General features: G+C 62.1%; 21 protein-coding genes and 1 tRNA gene. All 22 read right to left on the bottom strand.

Going from position 1 to position 19,737, the window contains the following annotated elements; translation table 11 throughout:
• Positions 1–16 precede the first annotated feature (16 nt).
• Positions 17–322: a hypothetical protein gene (locus HD842_RS22225; protein ID WP_183557719.1), complete on the bottom strand. Its 306-nt coding sequence runs from the start codon at positions 320–322 to the stop codon at positions 17–19.
• Between the two features lie 2 nt (positions 323–324).
• Positions 325–1,581 carry an MFS transporter gene (locus tag HD842_RS22220; protein ID WP_183557716.1) on the bottom strand — a complete coding sequence of 419 codons (1,257 nt, stop codon included), beginning with the start codon at positions 1,579–1,581 and terminating at the stop codon, positions 325–327.
• 52 nt (positions 1,582–1,633) lie between these two features.
• Positions 1,634–2,149, bottom strand: coding sequence for a 2-C-methyl-D-erythritol 2,4-cyclodiphosphate synthase (ispF, locus tag HD842_RS22215; protein ID WP_183557713.1), 516 nt, complete (start codon positions 2,147–2,149; stop codon positions 1,634–1,636).
• A 21-nt stretch (positions 2,150–2,170) separates the two neighbouring features.
• A complete protein-coding gene (gene ispD / locus HD842_RS22210) occupies positions 2,171–2,890 on the bottom strand; it encodes a 2-C-methyl-D-erythritol 4-phosphate cytidylyltransferase (protein ID WP_183557710.1) in 720 nt (239 codons plus the stop codon).
• A gap of 19 nt (positions 2,891–2,909) precedes the next feature.
• Positions 2,910–3,581 carry a hypothetical protein gene (locus HD842_RS22205; RefSeq protein WP_370660875.1) on the bottom strand — a complete coding sequence of 224 codons (672 nt, stop codon included), beginning with the start codon at positions 3,579–3,581 and terminating at the stop codon, positions 2,910–2,912.
• A gap of 29 nt (positions 3,582–3,610) precedes the next feature.
• Positions 3,611–4,168 carry an NUDIX domain-containing protein gene (locus tag HD842_RS22200; protein WP_183558563.1) on the bottom strand — a complete coding sequence of 186 codons (558 nt, stop codon included), beginning with the start codon at positions 4,166–4,168 and terminating at the stop codon, positions 3,611–3,613.
• Between the two features lie 56 nt (positions 4,169–4,224).
• The gene (locus HD842_RS22195; RefSeq protein WP_183557707.1) at positions 4,225–4,551 is read right to left on the bottom strand and encodes a DUF2818 family protein; all 327 of its coding nucleotides are present in this window, start codon (positions 4,549–4,551) and stop codon (positions 4,225–4,227) included.
• Positions 4,552–4,554: 3 nt separating this feature from the next.
• Positions 4,555–6,069, bottom strand: a complete 1,515-nt coding sequence (gene nuoN, locus HD842_RS22190; RefSeq protein WP_370660874.1) for an NADH-quinone oxidoreductase subunit NuoN — start codon at positions 6,067–6,069, stop codon at positions 4,555–4,557.
• Between the two features lie 6 nt (positions 6,070–6,075).
• Entirely contained in the window at positions 6,076–7,578 is a 1,503-nt protein-coding gene (locus HD842_RS22185) for an NADH-quinone oxidoreductase subunit M (protein WP_183557704.1), read from the bottom strand.
• 22 nt (positions 7,579–7,600) lie between these two features.
• Positions 7,601–9,739 carry an NADH-quinone oxidoreductase subunit L gene (gene nuoL / locus HD842_RS22180; RefSeq protein ID WP_183557701.1) on the bottom strand — a complete coding sequence of 713 codons (2,139 nt, stop codon included), beginning with the start codon at positions 9,737–9,739 and terminating at the stop codon, positions 7,601–7,603.
• A 39-nt stretch (positions 9,740–9,778) separates the two neighbouring features.
• A complete protein-coding gene (gene nuoK, locus HD842_RS22175) occupies positions 9,779–10,087 on the bottom strand; it encodes an NADH-quinone oxidoreductase subunit NuoK (protein ID WP_183557698.1) in 309 nt (102 codons plus the stop codon).
• On the bottom strand, positions 10,084–10,761 hold the full coding sequence (locus HD842_RS22170) for an NADH-quinone oxidoreductase subunit J (RefSeq protein WP_183557695.1): 678 nt from the start codon (positions 10,759–10,761) through the stop codon (positions 10,084–10,086). The genes nuoK and HD842_RS22170 overlap by 4 nt, the downstream gene beginning before the upstream one ends.
• Positions 10,762–10,792: 31 nt before the next feature.
• Positions 10,793–11,281, bottom strand: a complete 489-nt coding sequence (gene nuoI, locus HD842_RS22165) for an NADH-quinone oxidoreductase subunit NuoI (RefSeq protein WP_183557692.1) — start codon at positions 11,279–11,281, stop codon at positions 10,793–10,795.
• Positions 11,282–11,291: 10 nt separating this feature from the next.
• Positions 11,292–12,383, bottom strand: a complete 1,092-nt coding sequence (gene nuoH / locus HD842_RS22160; RefSeq protein WP_183557689.1) for an NADH-quinone oxidoreductase subunit NuoH — start codon at positions 12,381–12,383, stop codon at positions 11,292–11,294.
• A complete protein-coding gene (gene nuoG, locus HD842_RS22155) occupies positions 12,383–14,725 on the bottom strand; it encodes an NADH-quinone oxidoreductase subunit NuoG (protein WP_183557686.1) in 2,343 nt (780 codons plus the stop codon). The genes nuoH and nuoG overlap by 1 nt, the downstream gene beginning before the upstream one ends.
• 21 nt (positions 14,726–14,746) lie before the next feature.
• Positions 14,747–16,042 (bottom strand): NADH-quinone oxidoreductase subunit NuoF, encoded by a 1,296-nt coding sequence (gene nuoF, locus HD842_RS22150; protein ID WP_183557683.1) that lies wholly within the window; start codon positions 16,040–16,042, stop codon positions 14,747–14,749.
• Positions 16,039–16,515 (bottom strand): NADH-quinone oxidoreductase subunit NuoE, encoded by a 477-nt coding sequence (nuoE, locus tag HD842_RS22145; RefSeq protein WP_183557680.1) that lies wholly within the window; start codon positions 16,513–16,515, stop codon positions 16,039–16,041. The genes nuoF and nuoE overlap by 4 nt, the downstream gene beginning before the upstream one ends.
• A 20-nt stretch (positions 16,516–16,535) precedes the next feature.
• The gene (locus HD842_RS22140; protein ID WP_183557677.1) at positions 16,536–17,789 is read right to left on the bottom strand and encodes an NADH-quinone oxidoreductase subunit D; all 1,254 of its coding nucleotides are present in this window, start codon (positions 17,787–17,789) and stop codon (positions 16,536–16,538) included.
• Positions 17,789–18,382, bottom strand: coding sequence for an NADH-quinone oxidoreductase subunit C (locus tag HD842_RS22135; RefSeq protein WP_183557674.1), 594 nt, complete (start codon positions 18,380–18,382; stop codon positions 17,789–17,791). The genes HD842_RS22140 and HD842_RS22135 overlap by 1 nt, the downstream gene beginning before the upstream one ends.
• Positions 18,383–18,400: 18 nt before the next feature.
• Positions 18,401–18,877 (bottom strand): NuoB/complex I 20 kDa subunit family protein, encoded by a 477-nt coding sequence (locus tag HD842_RS22130; protein ID WP_147933132.1) that lies wholly within the window; start codon positions 18,875–18,877, stop codon positions 18,401–18,403.
• 3 nt (positions 18,878–18,880) lie between these two features.
• The gene (locus tag HD842_RS22125; RefSeq protein ID WP_183557670.1) at positions 18,881–19,240 is read right to left on the bottom strand and encodes an NADH-quinone oxidoreductase subunit A; all 360 of its coding nucleotides are present in this window, start codon (positions 19,238–19,240) and stop codon (positions 18,881–18,883) included.
• Between the two features lie 172 nt (positions 19,241–19,412).
• A tRNA-Leu gene (locus HD842_RS22120) sits at positions 19,413–19,497 on the bottom strand.
• Between the last annotated feature and the right edge of the window lie 240 nt (positions 19,498–19,737).

The following is a 19,737-nucleotide window of genomic DNA, read 5'->3' as shown; positions in this document are numbered from 1 at the left end:
TCGCGACGCTGGGCCGTTACAGGCGCAGGCGCCGGTACATCTGCAGGAAGCGCTTGCGCCGTGCCTTGGTCAGGACCACCACCGGATCGCCATGCCACGCATACAGGAACGGCGCCCCGCCCTGGCGGTCGCTGATGCGCACCGACAGCAGGAACGACGTGCCAAGCGGGTACTGCGCCAGGTCGAGCAGGCGGCGCGAACAGTGCACCCGCATGCCGGTCGAAAACGCCTGCCCCGAGACGGGCGAAATGCACGGCCGGCCACGCCAGTCCAGCCTCGATTCCACCGCCACCTCGCGGTATGCCCATGCATCGCGCGCCATCGTTACGCCTTCGCCAGCACGGGCGTACGGACCACGTGCGCTTCGCGGATCGGCAGATTGATCAGCGCGGCAGCCGTCGCCAGGGCCATGTCGGCGTACCACATCCAGCTGTAGTCACCCGTGTGGACGACGGCCAGCCCGCCCAGCCAGGCGCCGAAGAAGCCGCCAATCTGGTGCGACAGCAGGGTCATGCCGAACAGCGTCGCCAGGTAACGCACGCCGAACAATTTGCCGACCAGCCCCGCCGTGGGCGGCACCGTGGCCAGCCAGGTAAAGCCCAGCGCGCCAGCAAAAATATAAAAGGTCCACGCGGTCTTGGGCGCCAGCAGATACAGGCCGACGATGACGACACGGCTCGCGTAGATCCAGAACAGCAGCGACTTCATCCGATAACGCGAGGCCAGCATGCCAGCCGACAGGCTGCCGGCAATGTTGAACAGACCAATCAGCGCGAGCGCCGCGGCCGACACCGTCGTCGGCAAGCCGCACATGGCGACTTCGCCCGGCAAGTGGGTGACGAGAAAGGCGATGTGAAAGCCGCAGGTGAAAAAGCCAGCATGCAGGCACAGGTAGCTGCGGTCGCGCAGTGCCTGGCGCAGTTGCTGGCCGAGGGCGATGGGTGGTAGCGCTGGTGTTGCCGGCACTGCCGCGGTCAATGCGGGCGCGACGGCGGCGCGCTTGCGCCGCAGCGGCCAGGCCAGCGGAATGGTGAGCAATGCAGTCCCCGCCAGGGTCAGCATCGCCACGATCCAGCCAGCGCCGGCGATGATCGCACCCATCAGCGGGGCCAGCGCGAATTGGCCGAAGGACCCGCCGGCATTGATGAAGCCGGATGCGAACGCTCGGCGCTCGGGCGGCAGGCGCTGCGCCGTGGCGCCGATCAGGATCGAGAAGCTGCCCGCCCCTGCCCCGGCCGCCGACAGGAAGCCCATCGTCAGCAGCAGCGCCCATTCGGAGCCGACGAACGGCGTGGCGGCCGTACCGACCGCCAGCATCACGCCGCCCAGCGCAATCACGCGGCCCGGGCCATATTTGTCGGCCACGGCGCCAAAGACCGGCTGCGCCACACCCCACATCAACTGCGCCACCGCCATCACGAAGCTGATGGTGGCCACGCCCAGGCCGGTAGCCGTGTTCAGTGGTGACAGAAACAGGCCGCTCGTCAGGCGCGTCCCCGTCGTGATCATCATGACGGCGCTGGCCACCAGGATCAGGGTCCAGGCCGCGCGTGGCGACAGGGTGGCAGAGGTGTTTGTCATTTGGCAATTATAGAGCCAGCGCCCCTGCCGTGGGCGACGATCAGTCGACCGATTAGTCGGCTGGCGCGCGGATCAGCAATGCGGTCGATTGCGCGGCCATGCCTTCTTCGCGCCCGAGATAGCCAAGCTTCTCGTTGGTCTTGGCCTTGATGTTGACCTGCTGCGGCGAGACGCCCAGGTCTTCGGCAATGCGCGAGACCATCAGCGGGATGTGCGGCGCCATCTTCGGTTGCTGCGCAATGATGGTCGCGTCGATATTGCCGATGGTGTAGCCCGATTGCAGCACGCGGTGCCCCACTTCGCGCAGCAGCGTGCGTGAATCGGCGCCAGCGAACAGCGGGTCGGTGTCCGGGAAGTGCTTGCCGATGTCGCCCAGCGCGGCCGCGCCCAACAGCGAATCGATGATCGCGTGCAGCAGCACGTCGGCATCCGAATGGCCTTGCAGGCCCAGGCGGTGCGGAATCGTCACGCCGCCAACGATGAGCTTGCGCCCTTCGACGAGCGCGTGGTTGTCATAGCCGGTGCCGATGCGAAACGGTGGAGTGGGATTGTAGGATGCGAGTGCCATGATGGTCGTTTCTTGTCTTGGTCAAATGGAGGCGTCGGCGGCCAGGTACATCTCGGCAATGCGGATGTCCGATGGCAGCGTGACTTTCAGGTTGCGCGGGTGCCCTTCGACCAGCCTGGGGGCCAGGCCGAGAGCTTGCACGGCGCTGGCGTCGTCGGTGATGGCGGCCGGGTCGGTCGCCGCGTCGAGCGCGCGGCACAGCAGCGCGTAGGTAAACATCTGCGGCGTCTGGGCCAGCCACAGGTTGGCACGATCGACGGTGGCGATGCCATCGTCGCCCCTGCGCTTGACGGTATCGACCACCGGCAAGGCCAGCAGCCCGCCGGCCGGATGGTCACCCGTCTCGGTGATCAGGCGTTCGATCAGCGCTGCGTTCAGGCCAGGGCGCGCGGCGTCGTGCACGAGAACGTGGTCGGTATCGGCCAGCGCGGCGCGCACCGCGTGCAAGCCATTGCGGATCGATTCCATGCGCGTCGCGCCGCCACAGCGCAGGACCGTGACGCGGCTCGCGCCATCGCTGGCGTCCGGCAGAACGGCGTCGATGAACGGGTCGTCCGCGCTGACAACTACATAGGTGTGCGCAATCAGCGGGCTAGAGAGAAAAGCGTCGACCGTGTGGCGCAGCATGGGCTTGGCGCCGATCGGCAGGTATTGCTTGGGACTGCCGGCAGCCATGCGGGCGCCGACACCGGCGGCCGGAATCAGGGCCACGTGGCGGGTTACGTCGGGTTGTTCGTTCATTGTCATCAACAGCTGGTTGTCATCCATTACGCCGTGCAGGTCTCAGCAAGGACTGTACCTCACCTGCACAAACCTTGCCCAGGCGGGCGTACTCCTGCGGCGTGTCGATCGCGGCCTGCAGTACTTCAACTTTGGCCATCTCGCCTTTAATGTAGGGCATCCAGCTGCGGTCGATCTCGCGCTGCAGCAGACCCCGCGCCTGGCCGATGGGCGCATACAGCGGCTTGCCGCCAAAGCGCGCCGCCAGCCGGGCGCGCACGGTGGCCTCGGCCTTCGGCATGAAGGTCTGGTACGTCGTCAGGTGGCGCATTTCATGAGCCAGCACTTCGCGGTAGGCGCACGACGCGGGCGGGAATTCGCGGCTGACATACACGACGATGGGCGCGTAATCGAGACTGACGTCAATGCGCGGCGCCACGCATTCGTAACCCGTCGCCGGGTCGATCAGCATGCGTCCGTCGACTTTGATGCGCACGCGTGCTTCGGTGTGCGTCAGGCCCAGCACCCACGACCCGCGCCGCACGCTGGGCATCAGGCGCGTGAGGTCGTAGAACGAGCGCGTGTTGTCGATCCGGTAGCCCTGCCCGCGCGTCGACAGCACCGAGATGCTCTCGCCGATCGTGTCTTCGCAGCGCGCCTGCAGCGACGTGCGCGTCTGCGCCGACACCGACGAAGCCAACAGGGATAGCACTGCTGCAAACAACCAAGGCTGCATCGTGTTCAGGCGGGCGTCCAGTCGCCGGCCAGGATCTTCTCGAGCCAGAACGTGCCGATGATCGTTTTGACGTCGGTGATCTCGCCACGGCGCACGAGCTCCAGCAGTTCGGGCAGCGTGACACTGAACAGTTCGAGGAATTCGCCGGCGTCGAGCTGTTGCTCGCCGTGCGTCAGGTCTTCGGCCAGGAAGATCTCGAGGTGCTCGTCCGAGTAGGCAATGGCATTGTGGATGGTGCAGACGAAGCGCCACTTGGCCGCCGTGTAGCCGGTCTCCTCGACCAGTTCGCGCCTGGCGCAGTCGAGGTGGTCTTCGCCCGGATCGATCTTACCGGCCGGGAATTCGATGAAGACCTTGCCGTTCGGGTAGCGGAACTGGCGTTCCAGCAGGATGCGCCCATCGGGCAATAGCGGGAGGATGACAACGGCGCCGGGGTGGCGGATGAATTCGCGGTGGCTTTCCTTGCCATCCGGCAGGCGAATGCGGTCGCGTTCGACCTTCAGGAAGTGACCATCGTAGACGACGCTGCCGTCGAGGCGGGTTTCTTTCAGTTCCGACACTATGTGCTCCTTATCGTTGAGGCTGCGATACGAAGCATCATAAGCGAACCGCTCGATCTCTACCTGCGTGGCTTGTGCAGATACCGCATCACGAAGCCGGGAAACGCCAGTACCAGGAACAGGCAGCCGGTCACGGCGTGAAACTCCCAGGTCTGCGCGGCCACCGACCCGATGCGCGATTCGAGCAGGCGGGCAATGAAGCCCACCACGAAGTACAGCACGATCAGTTCGAGCAACCGCACCGGGAACGGCTTGGTGCGGCGCTCCCCGGCCGGCTTGCGGCTGGGGAGCGTCACGAGCCCGAACAGGCGCTCGTTGATGAACGGCAGGTTGGCGGCGGCCAGTGCAAGCAGCACCACCAGCCAGGCGGCCAGGTTCAGATCCACGCCTTACTTGGCCAGCGTGGCTTGCATGGCGCTGTAGCAGACGGCCAGCAGGCTGCCTGGAATCACGCCCATTACCACGATCGCCACGCCGTTGAGCGACATGATGATGCGCATGTCCAGCGGGGTCGAAATGGCCGAAGTGTCGACGGCTTCGTCGAACCAGATGGTCTTGACGATGCGCAGGTAGTAGAACGCGCCGATCAGCGAGAACATCACCGCGACGACGGCCAGCCACACCATGCCGGCATTGGCCACGGCCTGCAGCACTGCGTACTTGGCGATGAAGCCCACCATCGGCGGCACGCCAGCCAGCGAGAACATCAGGATGGTCATGACAATCGCGAACCATGGGCTGCGCTTGCCAAGACCCTTGAAGTCGCTGATCAGCTCAGCTTCATGGCCGGCACGGGCCAGCATCATGATCAGGCCGAAGGTACCGACCGTCGTGAGCACGTAGATGATCGTGTAGTACATACCGGCGCTGTAGGCAGCGGCTGCATCGGTCGTATCGCCACCGATATTGCCCACCACCAGGGCCAGCACGACAAAGCCCATCTGGGCAATGGTCGAGTAGGCCAGCATGCGCTTGAGATTGGTCTGCGCGATCGCGGTGATGTTACCGAACGCCAGCGACAGCACGGCCACGACCATCAGCATCTGCTGCCAGTCGAATGCCATCGATGGCAGCGCTTCGACCAGCAGGCGGATGATGATGGCGAACGTTGCCAGCTTCGGCGCGCCGCCCAGCAGGATCGTGACGGCCGTCGGGGCGCCCTGCACCACGTCCGGCACCCACATGTGGAATGGCACGACGCCGAGCTTGAACGCCAGGCCAGCCACCAGGAACACCAGGCCGAAGACCAGGATCATCGGATCCGCCTGGTTGGCGCTCGTGACCTGGCCGATCGTGGTGATGTCCAGCGAACCGGTGGCGCCGTAGATCATCGACATGCCGTACAGCAGGAAGCCCGAGGCCAGTGCGCCGAGGACGAAGTACTTCATCGCCGCTTCGGTCGAGATCGCGTGATCACGGCGCAGGGCCACGAGAGCGTAGGTCGACAGCGACATCAGTTCCAGGCCCAGGTAGATCGACAGCATGCTGTTACCTGAGATCATGATCATCTGGCCCAGCATCGCGAACAGCGCGAGCACGTAGAACTCGCCGCCCAGGTTACCCGACATCATGTCGCGCTCGCCAATGTACTGGCGCGAATAGACCAGGGTCATTGCCGTGGCTGCATAGGTGAAAAGCTTGAGCAGGTTCGACATCGGGTCGGACACGTACATCCCGTTGAAGGTGAAGACGGTCGTGCCGGCATTGAAATCGACGAAGGAGAACACGGCGCAACCGGCGATTGCCAGCAGCGACAGCGCATACGTCAGGTTGCGCTTGCCGGCCTTCAGGTACATGTCGATCAGCAGGATCGCCGAGGTGGCGATCAGGAGGAAGATCTCGGCGTAGACCGGCACCAGATTGGTGTCGACCGCCGATAACAGGGTTGTGTTCATCTCGTTCATGGCGTTTTATTGAGGCACTTTGCTGACTGCGACATGTTGCAGGAGATCGGTGACCGACACCTGCAGGGTGTCGGCGATCGGCGCCGGGTACAGGCCCATGGCCAGGGTGGCGATGGCCAGCACCGACAGGATGGCGAACTCACGGCCGTTCAGGTCGACCAGCTCGGCGACATGCTTGTTGGCGACCGGGCCGAAGATGACGCGCTTGACCATCCACAGCGAGTAGGCGGCGCCCAGGATCAGCGCGGTGCCCGAAGCAAGACCGGTCCAGAAGTTGAACTCGACCGCGCCCAGGATGACCATGAACTCGCCGATGAAGCCCGACGTCGCCGGCAGGCCGGCATTGGCCATCGAGAACAGCACGGCGAACGCAGCGAACTTCGGCATCGTGTTAACCACACCACCGTAGGCGGCGATTTCACGCGAGTGGACACGGTCGTACAGCACGCCAATACACAGGAACATCGCGCCCGACACGAAGCCGTGCGAGATTGCCTGCATCAGGCCGCCCTGCACGCCCAGGTCGTTAAACATGAAGAAGCCCAGCGTGACGAAGCCCATGTGAGCAATCGACGAGTACGCCACCAGTTTCTTCATGTCCTTCTGGACCAGCGCGACCAGACCGATGTAGATCACGGCGATCAGCGACAGCACGATGACGACCGGCGCCAGGTACTGGCTTGCGTCCGGGGTGATCGGCAGCGAGAAGCGCAGGAAACCGTAGGCGCCCAGCTTCAGCATGATCGCGGCCAGCACGACCGAACCGCCGGTTGGCGCTTCGACGTGGGCATCCGGCAGCCACGTGTGCACTGGCCACATTGGCACCTTGACGGCAAATGCCATGAAGAACGCGCAGAAGATCAGGATCTGCTCTTTCATCGTCAATGGCAGCAGGTGCCAGTCGAGGATGTTGAACGTACCCGATGCGTTGTACAGGTAGATGATCGCGACCAGCGTCAGCAGCGAACCGAAGAACGTGTACAGGAAGAACTTGAACGCTGCATACACGCGGTTCGGGCCGCCGAACACGCCAATGATGATGAACATCGGGATCAGCGTCGCTTCGAAGAAGAAGTAGAACAGCAGGCCGTCCAGCGCGCAGAACACGCCGATCATCAGACCCGACAGGATCAGGAACGAACCCATGTACTGGGCGACACGTTCCTGGATCACTTCCCAGGCCGCCAGCACGACGATGATCGTGATGAAGGCGGTCAGCGGCACGAACCACAGCGACAGTCCATCGACACCCAGGCGGTAGAAGATGTTGAAGCGATCGATCCAGGCCGCTTGTTCAAAGAACTGCATGCCGTGGGCGGCGTTGTCGAAGTTTGTGATCAGGGGGATCGTCGGCAACAGGCTGACGATGGCGCCCACGAGCGAGAGCATGCGTACCATGCCGGCATTCTTGTCGCGGCCGACGGCCAGGACCAGCACGCCGAACAGGATCGGGAGCCAGATGGCCAGGCTCAGGTACGGTGGAAATGTTGAAATTGTAGACTGCATCATTTTTCGTTATCTCTGCCTGTGATTAACCGCGCCAGAACGGGAAGAAGTACAGCATGGCCGCCAGCACGCCAACGATCATCACGAACGCATAGTGGTAGATGTAACCGGTCTGTGCTTTACGGGTGATGGTCGAGAACCAGCCGACTGCCTTGGCGCTGCCGTTGACGACCAGGCCGTCGATCAGGCCGCGGTCGCCCACTTTCCACAGGCCGCCGCCCAGCAGCAGCGAGCCACCGGCGAAGACTTTCTGGTTGAACGCATCCATGTAGTACTTGTTGTCCAGCAGGGTGTGCAGCGGCTTGAACTTGGCATAGAACCAGGCCGGCACGCGTGGGTTGATCATGTAGCAGTAGTAGGCGGCAACGACGCCAGCCAGTGCCAGCCAGAACGGTGCGGTCTGCAGACCGTGCAGGGCCATCGCGGCAGCGCCGTGGAACATCTCGCCCAGTTCGGCCATGGCCGGGTGGTTCGGGTTCACGGTGATGACGCCATCGAAGAACGTGCCATGCAGCATCGGCTGGATCGTGAAGAAACCGATCAGCATCGATGGAATCGCCAGCAGGACCAGCGGCACCGTCACGACCCATGGGGACTCGTGCGGCTTCTGGCCCGGGGCCAGGCCGTGGTGGCCGTGGTCGTCGTGCGCGTCTTCCTCGTGGTGCGAACCGGAATCGTGCAGTGCGTGCGGATCGTCATGCTCGTGACCAGCGGTCGCCTTGTGGTGCGTGTCATGAGCAGCATGAGTTGCGTGAGCATCATGATGATCATGCGCATGAGCCTTGCCGAAACGCTCTTCGCCGTGGAACACGAGGAAGTACATGCGGAACGAGTAGAACGCCGTGACGAACACGCCGGCCAGCACCGCGAAGTTCGCGAAGCCGGTACCTGGCAGATTACTCGCGTGCACTGCTTCGATGATCGAATCCTTCGAGTAGAAGCCCGAGAAGAACGGCGTACCGATCAGGGCCAGCGAACCGATCAGCGAGGTGATCCAGGTGATCGGCATGTACTTGCGCAGGCCGCCCATATTGCGCATGTCCTGGTCGTGGTGCATGCCCATGATGACCGAGCCGGCGCCAAGGAACAGCAGTGCCTTGAAGAATGCGTGCGTCATCAGGTGGAATGCGGCGACCGAGTAGGCCGACACGCCCAGTGCGACGGTCATGTAACCCAGCTGCGACAGCGTCGAGTAAGCGACCACGCGCTTGATGTCGTTCTGGATGATGCCCAGGAAACCCATGAACAGCGCGGTGATCGAACCGATGACGATGATGAACGACAGCGCGCCATCGGACAGCTCGAACAGCGGCGACATGCGCGACACCATGAAGATGCCGGCAGTAACCATCGTTGCGGCGTGGATCAGTGCCGAGATCGGGGTCGGGCCTTCCATCGAGTCAGGCAGCCAGACGTGCAGCGGGAACTGCGCCGACTTGCCCATCGCGCCGATGAACAGGCAGATACAGGCGGCGGTCAAGAGCGGCCAGTCGGTGCCCGGCACGGTCATCAAAGCCAGCTGGTCGGCCTGTGCGAACACTTCAGCGTAGTTCATCGTGCCGGCGGCGGCCAGGATCAGGCCGATACCGAGGATGAAGCCGAAGTCGCCGACGCGGTTGACCAAGAACGCCTTCATGTTGGCGAAGATCGCCGTTGGACGCGTGTACCAGAAGCCGATCAGCAGATACGAGACCAGGCCCACTGCTTCCCAGCCGAAGAACAGCTGCAGGAAGTTGTTGGACATGACCAGCATCAGCATGGCGAACGTGAACAGCGAGATGTACGAGAAGAAGCGGTTGTAGCCGTCATCCTCGGCCATGTAGCCGATCGTGTAGATGTGCACCATCAGCGACACCGACGTGACGACGCACATCATCATCGCGGTCAGGGTGTCGATCTGGAAGCCGACGGCCAGCTTGAGCGTGCCGACGGTCATCCAGGTGTACAGGTCCTGGTTAAGCTTGAAGCCGTCGAGCGCGGCCATCAGGGTCATGACCGAGATGACCAGCGCGATCGCCACGCCGAGAATGGTCGCGGTATGCGACACCTTGCGGCCGACGACATTGCCCAGGAACTTGGTACCCAGCAGACCGGCAATTGCCGAGCCTGCGAGCGGTGCCAGTGGCACTGCCAGTAAGAGTGAGGTTGAAATTTGCCCCGCCATGTTGAACCTTATTCGTTATAAGTTATCGAGCGAGACCGATCAGCCCTTGAGGCTGTCGAGGTCTTCCACGTTGATCGTGTCCAGATTGCGGAACAGGACCACCAGGATCGCCAGGCCAATTGCACTTTCGGCGGCCGCGACGGTCAAAATGAAGAACACGAAGATCTGCCCCGCCGCGTCGCCCAGGTAGTGGGAAAACGCGATGAAGTTCAGGTTCACCGCCAGCAGCATCAATTCGATGGCCATCAGCAAGATGATGATGTTCTTCCGGTTCAGGAAGATACCGACCACCGAGATCGCGAACAGGATCGCGCCCAGGATCAGATAGTGTGCGAGGGAGACGGTCATTTGCTTTCCTTCGGTTCGGTCGGCGCGGCAGCAGCAGCGGCTGCGGCGGCTTTCGCCACGTTCGCGGCATCGATGGCCGGCTGGTTCACGGTCGCGACCTTGATGATCTTCAGGCGGTCGTTGCGTTTCACACGCACGGCGTCGGCCGGATCGATGGCCTTGCTGTCCTTGCGGCGGCGCAGCGTCAGCGCCACAGCAGCAATGATCGCCACCAGCAGCACCACGGCAGCGATTTCAAAGCCGTAGATGTAGCGGGTGTAGATCTGCAAGCCCAGTTCCTTGGTGCCGCCGATGTTCAGGGCAGCCGCTTCCGGCGTTTGCTGGAAGTTGCTGTAGCCGTGCCACAGCACCGCGCCCATCTCGAGCACGATCAGGGCGCCGACGCCAGCTGCCAGTGGCAGGAAGCCCCAGAAGCCTTCGCGCATGCGGTCGATATTAATATCGAGCATCATGACGACGAACAGGAACAGCACCATGACGGCGCCGACATAGACCAGCACCAGCACGATGGCGAGGAATTCGGCCTTCAGCAGCAGCCAGATACCGGCGGCGTTGAAGAAGGCCAGCACCAGGAACAGCGCGGCGTGAACCGGGTTCTTGGCGGTGATGACGCGCAGGCCAGCCAGCACCATCACGGCCGCAAACACGTAGAACAAAATATCAGTAAATGTCATGACTAACCCAGGAGCCTCTTGTAATTAACACTTAGCGGAACTTGGCGTCCGCCTCGCGGGCAGCGGCAATCTCGGTTTCGTAGCGGTCACCCACGGCCAGCAGCATCTCTTTGGTGTAATAGAGGTCGCCGCGTTTTTCGCCGTGGTATTCCAGCACGTGCGTTTCGACGATCGAATCGACCGGGCACGATTCTTCGCAGAAGCCGCAGAAGATGCACTTGGTCAGGTCGATGTCGTAACGCGAGGTGCGGCGGGTGCCGTCTTCGCGCTGGGTCGACTCGATCGTGATCGCCATGGCCGGGCAGACTGCTTCGCACAGTTTGCAGGCGATGCAGCGCTCTTCCCCGTTGGGGTAGCGACGCAGCGCATGCAGACCGCGGAAGCGGTTCGACATCGGGGTCTTTTCTTCCGGGTACTGGACCGTGATCGAGCGCGACAGAGCGTAGCGGCCGGTCAGGGCCAGGCCCTTGATCAACTCGGTCAGCATCAGGCTGCCGAGGATTTCTTTCATACGTGACATGTGCGTCCCCTTACTTCCAAATATTCCACGACGTCTGCATCCAGGCGGCGATGAACACCAGCCAGACCAGCGTGATCGGAATGAACACTTTCCAGCCCAGACGCATGATCTGGTCGTAACGGTAACGTGGGAACGTACCGCGCACCCAGATGAAGAACGTAACCAGGCAGAACGTTTTCAGGAACAGCCAGAAGAAGCCGATGAAGCCGCCCAGGGTGCCGCCCACTTCGAGGAAGCTGAATGGTGCCGACCAGCCGCCGAGGAAGAACAGCGAAGCCAGGCAGGCGATCAGGATCATGTTGCCGTACTCGGCCAGCATGAACATCGCGTACGACATGCCCGAATATTCGACCATGTGACCGGCAACGATCTCGGATTCACCTTCGATCACGTCGAACGGGTGACGGCCGCACTCGGCCAGGCCCGAAATCAGGTAGATGATGAACAGCGGGAACAGCGGCAGCCAGTTCCACGACAGGAAGTTCACGCCCCAGCCGGCGAACGTGCCCATCTGCTGACCGGCGACGATGTCCGACAGGTTCAGGCTGCCCGTGACCATCAGCACGACCACCAGCACGAAGCCCATCGGGATTTCGTACGAGATCATCTGGGCCGATGCGCGCATGGCGCCCATGAACGAGTACTTCGAGTTCGACGCCCAGCCGGCGATGATGATGCCGTACACCTCGACCGAGGTGATGGCCATCAGGAGCAGCACGCCGGCGTTCACGTTGGCCAGCGCAAACTGCGGGCCGAACGGGATGACCGACCAGGCGGCCAGCGCCGGCATGATCGTCATGACCGGACCGATCACGAACAGGCTCTTGCTCGCCTTGGCCGGGATCACGATCTCTTTGATCAGGAGCTTCAGGCCGTCGGCCATCGGCTGCAGCAGGCCGCCAGGACCGACGCGGTTCGGGCCCACGCGGATCTGGATCCAGCCGATGAACTTGCGTTCCCACAGCGTGGCGTAGGCAATCGCGATCATCAACGGTGCCAGCACCGCGATGATCTTGATCAGGGTCCAGGCGATCGGCCAGACCGGGCCGAGCAGGTCTGCACCGCCGGCGTTGAATGAATCAATGTAACCGGGCGCGGCCATTACTTGCTCTCCCCTGCTTTTGCAACTTGGATGGAACCGAACATGGCGCCCAGGCCTGCCACGGCCGGATGGCCGGCGGCGACACGCACTGCGTTCGATGGCAGCGTGGCGTCGACATCGGCCACCAGCACGGCCGAACCGGCGCCCTGCGTGACGGTGACGCTGTCGCCGGCCTTGACGCCGATCGATTCAGCCACCGCTTTCGACAGCGTAACCAGCGGCGCGTTCGCGTCGGCGGTGCGCTGCAGCGGCTCAGCGCGGCGTGCCAGCGCGTCGGTGAAGTACACCGGCACGTCGGTCACGCGCTCGAGCTGGCCCGCTGGCGCATAGGCGCCGACGGTCGGTGCCAGCGTGGCTTTGTTGTTCAGCTTGCCCGACAGATCGGTGACACCCTTGCCGAACAGCTCGTCGCGGATCGATTCGGACGTGTCGTAGTCGAAGCCTTGCAGGCCCAGCAGGTTACCCAGTACGCGCAGCACTTTCCAGGCCGGACGGGTGTCGCCCAGCGGACGCACGGTGCCGTTGAAGCTCTGTGCACGGCCTTCGCAATTGACGAACGTGCCCGAGGTTTCCGAGAACGGCGCGATTGGCAGCAGCACGTCGGCGTAGTCCAGGCCATGCTTGAAGGCCGACATGACGACGACCATCTCGGCAGCAGCCAGCGCAGCCGTGGCTTGCTGCGGGTTCGCGGCATCCAGTTGCGGTTCGGCGTTCAGCAGCACATAGGCTTTTTTCGGCGTCGCGAACGGTGCTTCGTTCTTGCCCGACGTGGCGCCCACCAGGTGGCCGCCGATCGTGTTGGCCGACTCGACCAGGTAACCTAACGAGCAACCGGTCTGCTCGGCGATCCACTGCGCGGCGGCGTGGATTTTCGATGCTTGCGGATGTTGCGCAGCAGCGTTGCCCAGCAGGATCGCGCCTGGCAGTTCAACGTCGCCAACGACGACCAGCGACGCGGCGATGGCTTTCGCGATGTCCGACGCTTCGATCTGCTCGAAACCGGCTGGCGCCGCGATGCCCTTGTCGGCAGCGATGGCAACGACGATTTCCGACAGCGCGACGAGCCAGTCGCTTGGTGCAGCGATCAGTTTGTGCGCGACCTTCATCAAGAGTTCGTCGTCAGCGCCGGCCACCAGCGACAGGCGCAGACCCGACTTGGTGGCGGCGCGCAGACGCGTCGTGACCAGCGGGTGATCCTTGCGCAGGAACGAACCGATGACCAGCGCGCGCTTGAGCGTGCTGAGCTCGGCGATCGGCATGCCGAGCCATGGCGTGACCTGGCCGTCGAGCGAAAAATCGCTCTGGCGCAGGCGGAACTCGACGTTGTCTGAGCCCATGCCGCGCACAGCCTTGTTCAGCAGGTGCAGTTCTTCGACGGTCGAGTGCGCAGTCGCAACAGCAGCGATCGCATCGGCGCCGTGTTCGTGACGGATATTGCGCAGGCCGTGGGCGACGTATTCGAGGGCGGTCTGCCACTCGGCTTCCTGCCACATGCCGCCCTGCTTGATCATCGGCTTGGTCAGACGGTCGGTGTTGTTCAGCGCTTCGTACGAGAAACGCTCTTTATCCGACAGCCAGCACTCGTTGACCGCTTCGTTTTCGAGCGGCAGCACGCGCATGACGCGGCCACCCTTGACCTGGACGATCAGGTTCGCGCCCAGCGAATCGTGCGGCGAGACCGACTTGCGGCGCTGCAGTTCCCATGGACGTGCCGAATAACGGAATGGCTTGCTGGTGAGCGCGCCGACCGGGCACAGGTCGATCATATTGCCCGAGACTTCCGAGTCGACGGTCTTGCCGACGAATGTCGTGATCTCGGAATGCTCGCCGCGGCCCAGCATGCCGAATTCCATGACGCCGGCCACTTCCTGGCCGAAACGCACGCAACGGGTGCACTGGATGCAACGCGACATCTCTTCCATCGAGATCAGCGGACCCGCTTCTTTCGGGGCCACCACGCGCTTTTCTTCTTCGTAGCGCGAACCGCTCTTGCCATAGCCCACGGCCAGATCCTGCAACTGGCATTCGCCGCCCTGATCGCAGATCGGGCAGTCGAGCGGGTGGTTGATGAGCAAAAATTCCATCACCGACTTCTGGGCCTGCACGGCCTTGTCGCTGTGGCTGCGCACGATCATGCCCGGCGAGACCGGAGTCGCGCACGCTGGCAAAGGCTTCGGCGCCTTTTCCACTTCGACGAGGCACATGCGGCAGTTCGCAGCGATCGACAATTTCTTGTGATAGCAGAAGTGCGGAATGTACGTTCCGAGCTTGTTTGCGGCGTCCATCACCATCGAACCCGGTGGGACTTCAACTTTCTTGCCGTCTAATTCAATTTCAACCATGGGATCGTTACCTGACCTGGTTTAAAGGTATGAGGGCACGAGGCAGTGCTTGTGCTCAATGTGATATTCAAATTCTTCGCGGAAGTGCTTGATCATGGCCTGCACTGGCATCGCGGCCGCATCGCCGAGCGCGCAAATCGTGCGGCCCTTGATGTTGTCAGCGATGTTGTTCAGCAGATCCATGTCGTCCGGTCGGCCCTGTCCATGCTCGATGCGGTGAACCATGCGGTACATCCAGCCCGTGCCTTCACGGCATGGCGTGCACTGGCCGCACGATTCTTCGTAATAGAAGTACGACAGGCGCAGCAGCGACTTGACCATGCAGCGCGTCTCGTCCATCACGATCACGGCGCCCGAACCCAGCATCGAGCCGGCCTTGGCGATCGAATCGTAATCGAGATCGGTTTGCATCATCTGCTCGCCCGGCACGACTGGCGCCGACGAACCGCCTGGAATCACGGCCTTGATCTTCTTGCCACCGCGCATGCCACCGGCCAGTTCCATCAGGGTCGCAAATGGCGTACCCAGCGGAACTTCGTAGTTGCCTGGCCGCTCGACGTCGCCCGAGATCGAGAAGATCTTGGTGCCGCCGTTGTTCGGCTTGCCCAGCGCCATGTAGTTCTCGGCGCCGATGTTCAGGATGAACGGGACCGCAGCGAACGTCTCAGTATTATTGATGGTGGTCGGCTTGCCGTACAGGCCAAACGAGGCCGGGAACGGCGGCTTGAAGCGCGGCTGGCCCTTCTTGCCTTCGAGCGACTCGAGCAGCGCGGTTTCTTCGCCGCAGATGTAGGCGCCGTAACCGTGGTGCGCGTGCAGCTGGAACGAGAACGTGCTGCCCAGGATGTTGTCACCCAAAAAGCCCGCAGCGCGCGCTTCTTCCAGCGCTTCTTCAAAGCGCAGGTAGTCTTCGAAGATCTCGCCGTGGATGTAGTTGTAACCCACGGTGATGCCCATCGCGTAGGCGCCGATGGCCATGCCTTCGATCAGCGCATGCGGGTTGTAGCGAATGATGTCGCGGTCCTTGAACGTGCCCGGCTCGCCTTCGTCGGTATTGCAGACGAGGTATTTCTGGCCCGGGAACTGGCGTGGCATGAAGCTCCACTTCAGGCCGGTCGGGAAACCGGCGCCGCCGCGGCCGCGCAGGCCCGACGCCTTCATGTCGGCGATGATCTGCTCGGGCGTGATCTTTTCTTCGATGATGCGGCGCAGCGCCGAGTAACCACCACGGTTGACGTAGTCGGTCAGGTGCCAGTTGGCGCCGTTCAGATCCTTCAGGATCAGCGGCTTGATGTGACGATCGTGCAGGCTGGTCATTTGTTCAGTTCCTCAAGCAGGGCGTCGATCTTGGCGTCGCTCATGAACGAACACATGCGGTGGTTGTTCACCAGCATGACGGGTGCGTCGCCGCAGGCGCCCATGCACTCGCCTTCCATCAGCGTGAACTTGCCGTCCGCCGTGGTGTCACGGAAGTCGATGTTCAGGGCGTCCTTGATGCGCTGGGCCGCGCGTTCGCCGCCCGACAGTGCGCATGGCAGGTTGGTGCACACGGTGATCTTGTGCTGGCCAACCGGCTTGACGTTGAACATATTGTAGAAAGTCGCCACCTCTTGCACGGCAATCGCCGGCATCTGGATGTAATCGGCGAGTTCCTGCATCGTCTCTGGCGACAGCCAGCCCAGTTCGACCTGGGCGTGGGCGAGCGAGGCCATCACGGCCGACTGGCGTTGATCGGCTGGGTACTTGGCCAGCTCCCGATCGATTTTTTGATAGCACTGCGGGGATAACATATTCTTCTCTGCCTTTCGGACTAGCGATCAATACTGCCGAACACGATGTCTTGCGTACCGATGATGGCGACGGCATCAGCGATCATGTGTCCGCGTGCCATTTCGTCGAGGCTCTGCAGGTGGACATAGTCCGGCGTGCGGATTTTCAGGCGGTATGGCTTGTTGGCGCCGTCGGAGACGATATAGATGCCAAATTCGCCCTTCGGATGCTCGACCGCAGCGTACGCCTCGCCCTCTGGGACGTGGAAGCCTTCGGTGAACAGCTTGAAGTGGTGAATCAGCGATTCCATATTGGACTTCATGTCCATCCGGTTCGGCGGCGCAATCTTGTTATTGTCGATCATGACCGGGCCCGGATTCGCGCGCAGCCACGTGATGCATTGCTTGATGATGCGGTTCGACTGGCGCATCTCTTCGACGCGCACCAGGTAGCGGTCGTACGAGTCGCCGTTGGTGCCGACCGGGATGTCGAACTCGACCTTGTCGTACGCTGCATACGGCTGCGTCTTGCGCAGGTCCCAGGCGATGCCCGAGCCGCGCAGCATGGCGCCCGTGAAGCCCATCGCTTTCGCGTCTTCCGGCGTCACGACACCGATGCCGACCGTACGCTGCTTCCAGATACGGTTGTCGGTCAGCAGGGTTTCGTATTCGTCGACGTAACCATCGAAGCGCTTCGTGAACGCGTCGAGGAAGTCGAGCACGGAGCCCTGGCGGTGTTCATTCAGTGCATCGATTGCCTTGGCGCTGCGGATTGGCGAAGCCTTGTGCTGTGGCATCGTGTCCGGCAGGTCGCGGTACACGCCGCCAGGGCGGTAGTAGGCCGCGTGCATGCGCGCGCCGGATACCGCTTCGTAGACGTCGAACAGGTCTTCGCGGTCGCGGAAGCAGTACAGGAACGGGCCCATGGCGCCGATGTCCAGCGCGTGCGCGCCGAGCCACATCAGGTGGTTCAGGATGCGGGTGACTTCGTCGAACATCGTGCGGATGTACTGGGCGCGGATCGGCGCCTGGATGCCGAGCAGCTTTTCGATGGCCAGCACGTAGCCGTGTTCGTTGCACATCATCGACACGTAGTCGAGACGGTCCATGTACGGCACCGATTGCAGGTAGGTGCGGGTTTCGGCCAGCTTCTCGGTGCCGCGGTGCAGCAGGCCGATGTGCGGGTCGGCACGCTGGATCACCTCGCCGTCGAGCTCGAGCACGAGGCGCAGCACGCCGTGCGCTGCCGGGTGCTGCGGACCAAAGTTCAGGGTGTAGTTCTTAAGCTCAGCCATTATTTCGTCCCGTAAGTCTCTTCGCGAATCACGCGGGGAATGTTCTCGCGCGGTTCGATTGTGACGGGTTGATAGATCACGCGTTTCTGATCGGGGTCGTAGCGCATCTCGACATAGCCCGAGATCGGGAAGTCCTTGCGGAACGGGTGGCCGATGAAACCGTAGTCGGTCAGGATGCGGCGCAGGTCGCCGTGGCCATCGAACAGGATGCCGAACAGGTCGAACGCTTCGCGCTCGAACCAGTTGGCGGCGCGCCAGATCGGCGTGATCGATTCGACCAGCGGCATGTCGTCGTCCGGGCAGAACACCCGCACGCGCACGCGCCAGTTGTGGGTCAGCGACAGCAGGTGCACGACGACCGCAAAGCGCGGTCCTTCGTAGGTGCCTTCGCCATATTCCGAATAGTCGACGCCGCACAGGTCGATCATCTGCTCGAACGCCAGCGCAGGGGTATCGCGCAGGGCCGTCATCGAGCGGATGTAGTCGGCGGCCTTGACCACCACCGTGACTTCACCCAGCGCCGCCGAGATCGCGGCGCCCTCGCCCAATGCAGTCTGCAGGGCGAGTTGAAGGGTTTCGAGTTTTGTCGTCATGGAGTACGCCGTCCGTTTTTAGCGCGCGATGGTATTGGTGCGCTTGATCTTGTTCTGGAGCTGCATGATGCCGTACAGCAGAGCTTCGGCGGTCGGTGGACAGCCTGGCACGTAGACATCGACCGGGACGATGCGATCGCAGCCACGGACGACGGAATACGAATAGTGGTAGTAGCCGCCACCGTTGGCACAGGAGCCCATCGAGATGACCCAGCGCGGCTCGGCCATCTGGTCGTAGACCTTGCGCAGCGCCGGCGCCATCTTGTTGCACAGCGTGCCGGCAACGATCATGACGTCGGACTGGCGTGGCGACGGGCGGAACACGATGCCGAAGCGGTCCATGTCGTAGCGGGCCGCGCCCACGTGCATCATCTCGACCGCGCAGCAGGCCAGACCGAACGTCATCGGGAACATCGACCCGGTACGTGCCCAGTTGACCAGCTTGTCGGCTGTGGTGGTGATGAAACCTTCGTTTAGTACGCCTTCAATAGCCATGGCTTATTCCCAATCAAGGGCACCTTTCTTCCAGATGTACCAGAAGCCCACGACGAATTCGGCGATAAACACCATCATCGTGATGAAACCGGTGAACCCCAGTTCGCGCATCGAGACGCCCCATGGGAAGAAGAATGCCGTTTCAAGATCAAACAAAATAAACAGGATCGCGACCAGGTAGTACCGGACGTCGAACTTCATGCGCGCGTCTTCGAAGGCTTCGAAGCCGCATTCATACGGAGACAGTTTGGCATCGTCGGGTTTGTGCGGCCCGAGCAGGCGACCAAGCACCTGAGGGGCTACACCGACACCGATGCCAACCAGGATAAAGAGAAGAACGGGGAGATAACTTTCGAGGTTCACGATGAAGCCTTCTGAACGATCGGTTAATGGAACGCTGCAGAGATGCAGCACCGAATCGTGCGAACCTGGCTTCGAGCCTGCCGCCAGGATCGTACGACAGATCCTCGTAAAAAAGCCAGCTCAGGCATGAGGTAAAAACTCGTGCGCCCTTGCTGGCTTTCTTTCTAAATTTTGGTGCCGACGGCGAGACTCGAACTCGCACAGCTTGCGCCACTACCCCCTCAAGATAGCGTGTCTACCAATTTCACCACGTCGGCTGGAGAACAGTATTTTACCCTGCTTTAGCACTATCTTTCAATGCTCAAATTGCGCAATCACAAAGATATTTGCCATTTAATTGAATCATATCGCCGAACAATCTATTGGACGCTCTTTTACTGACATGAGCATGACAAAGTTCGTTGCGACAACAGCGTCAATATTGCGAGGCTGCACAGACCGGTTGTTCAACCCTGTCACGCGCCGCAGTATTCTACGCCTAAAAACGACAATGCGCC

It is taken from the genome of Massilia aurea, from assembly GCF_014200505.1.
GTDB classification, from domain to species: Bacteria; Pseudomonadota; Gammaproteobacteria; order Burkholderiales; family Burkholderiaceae_D; genus Telluria; species Telluria aurea_B.
Note: the sequence above shows the minus strand (reverse complement) of the source record. Positions and strands in the feature narration are given on the sequence as shown.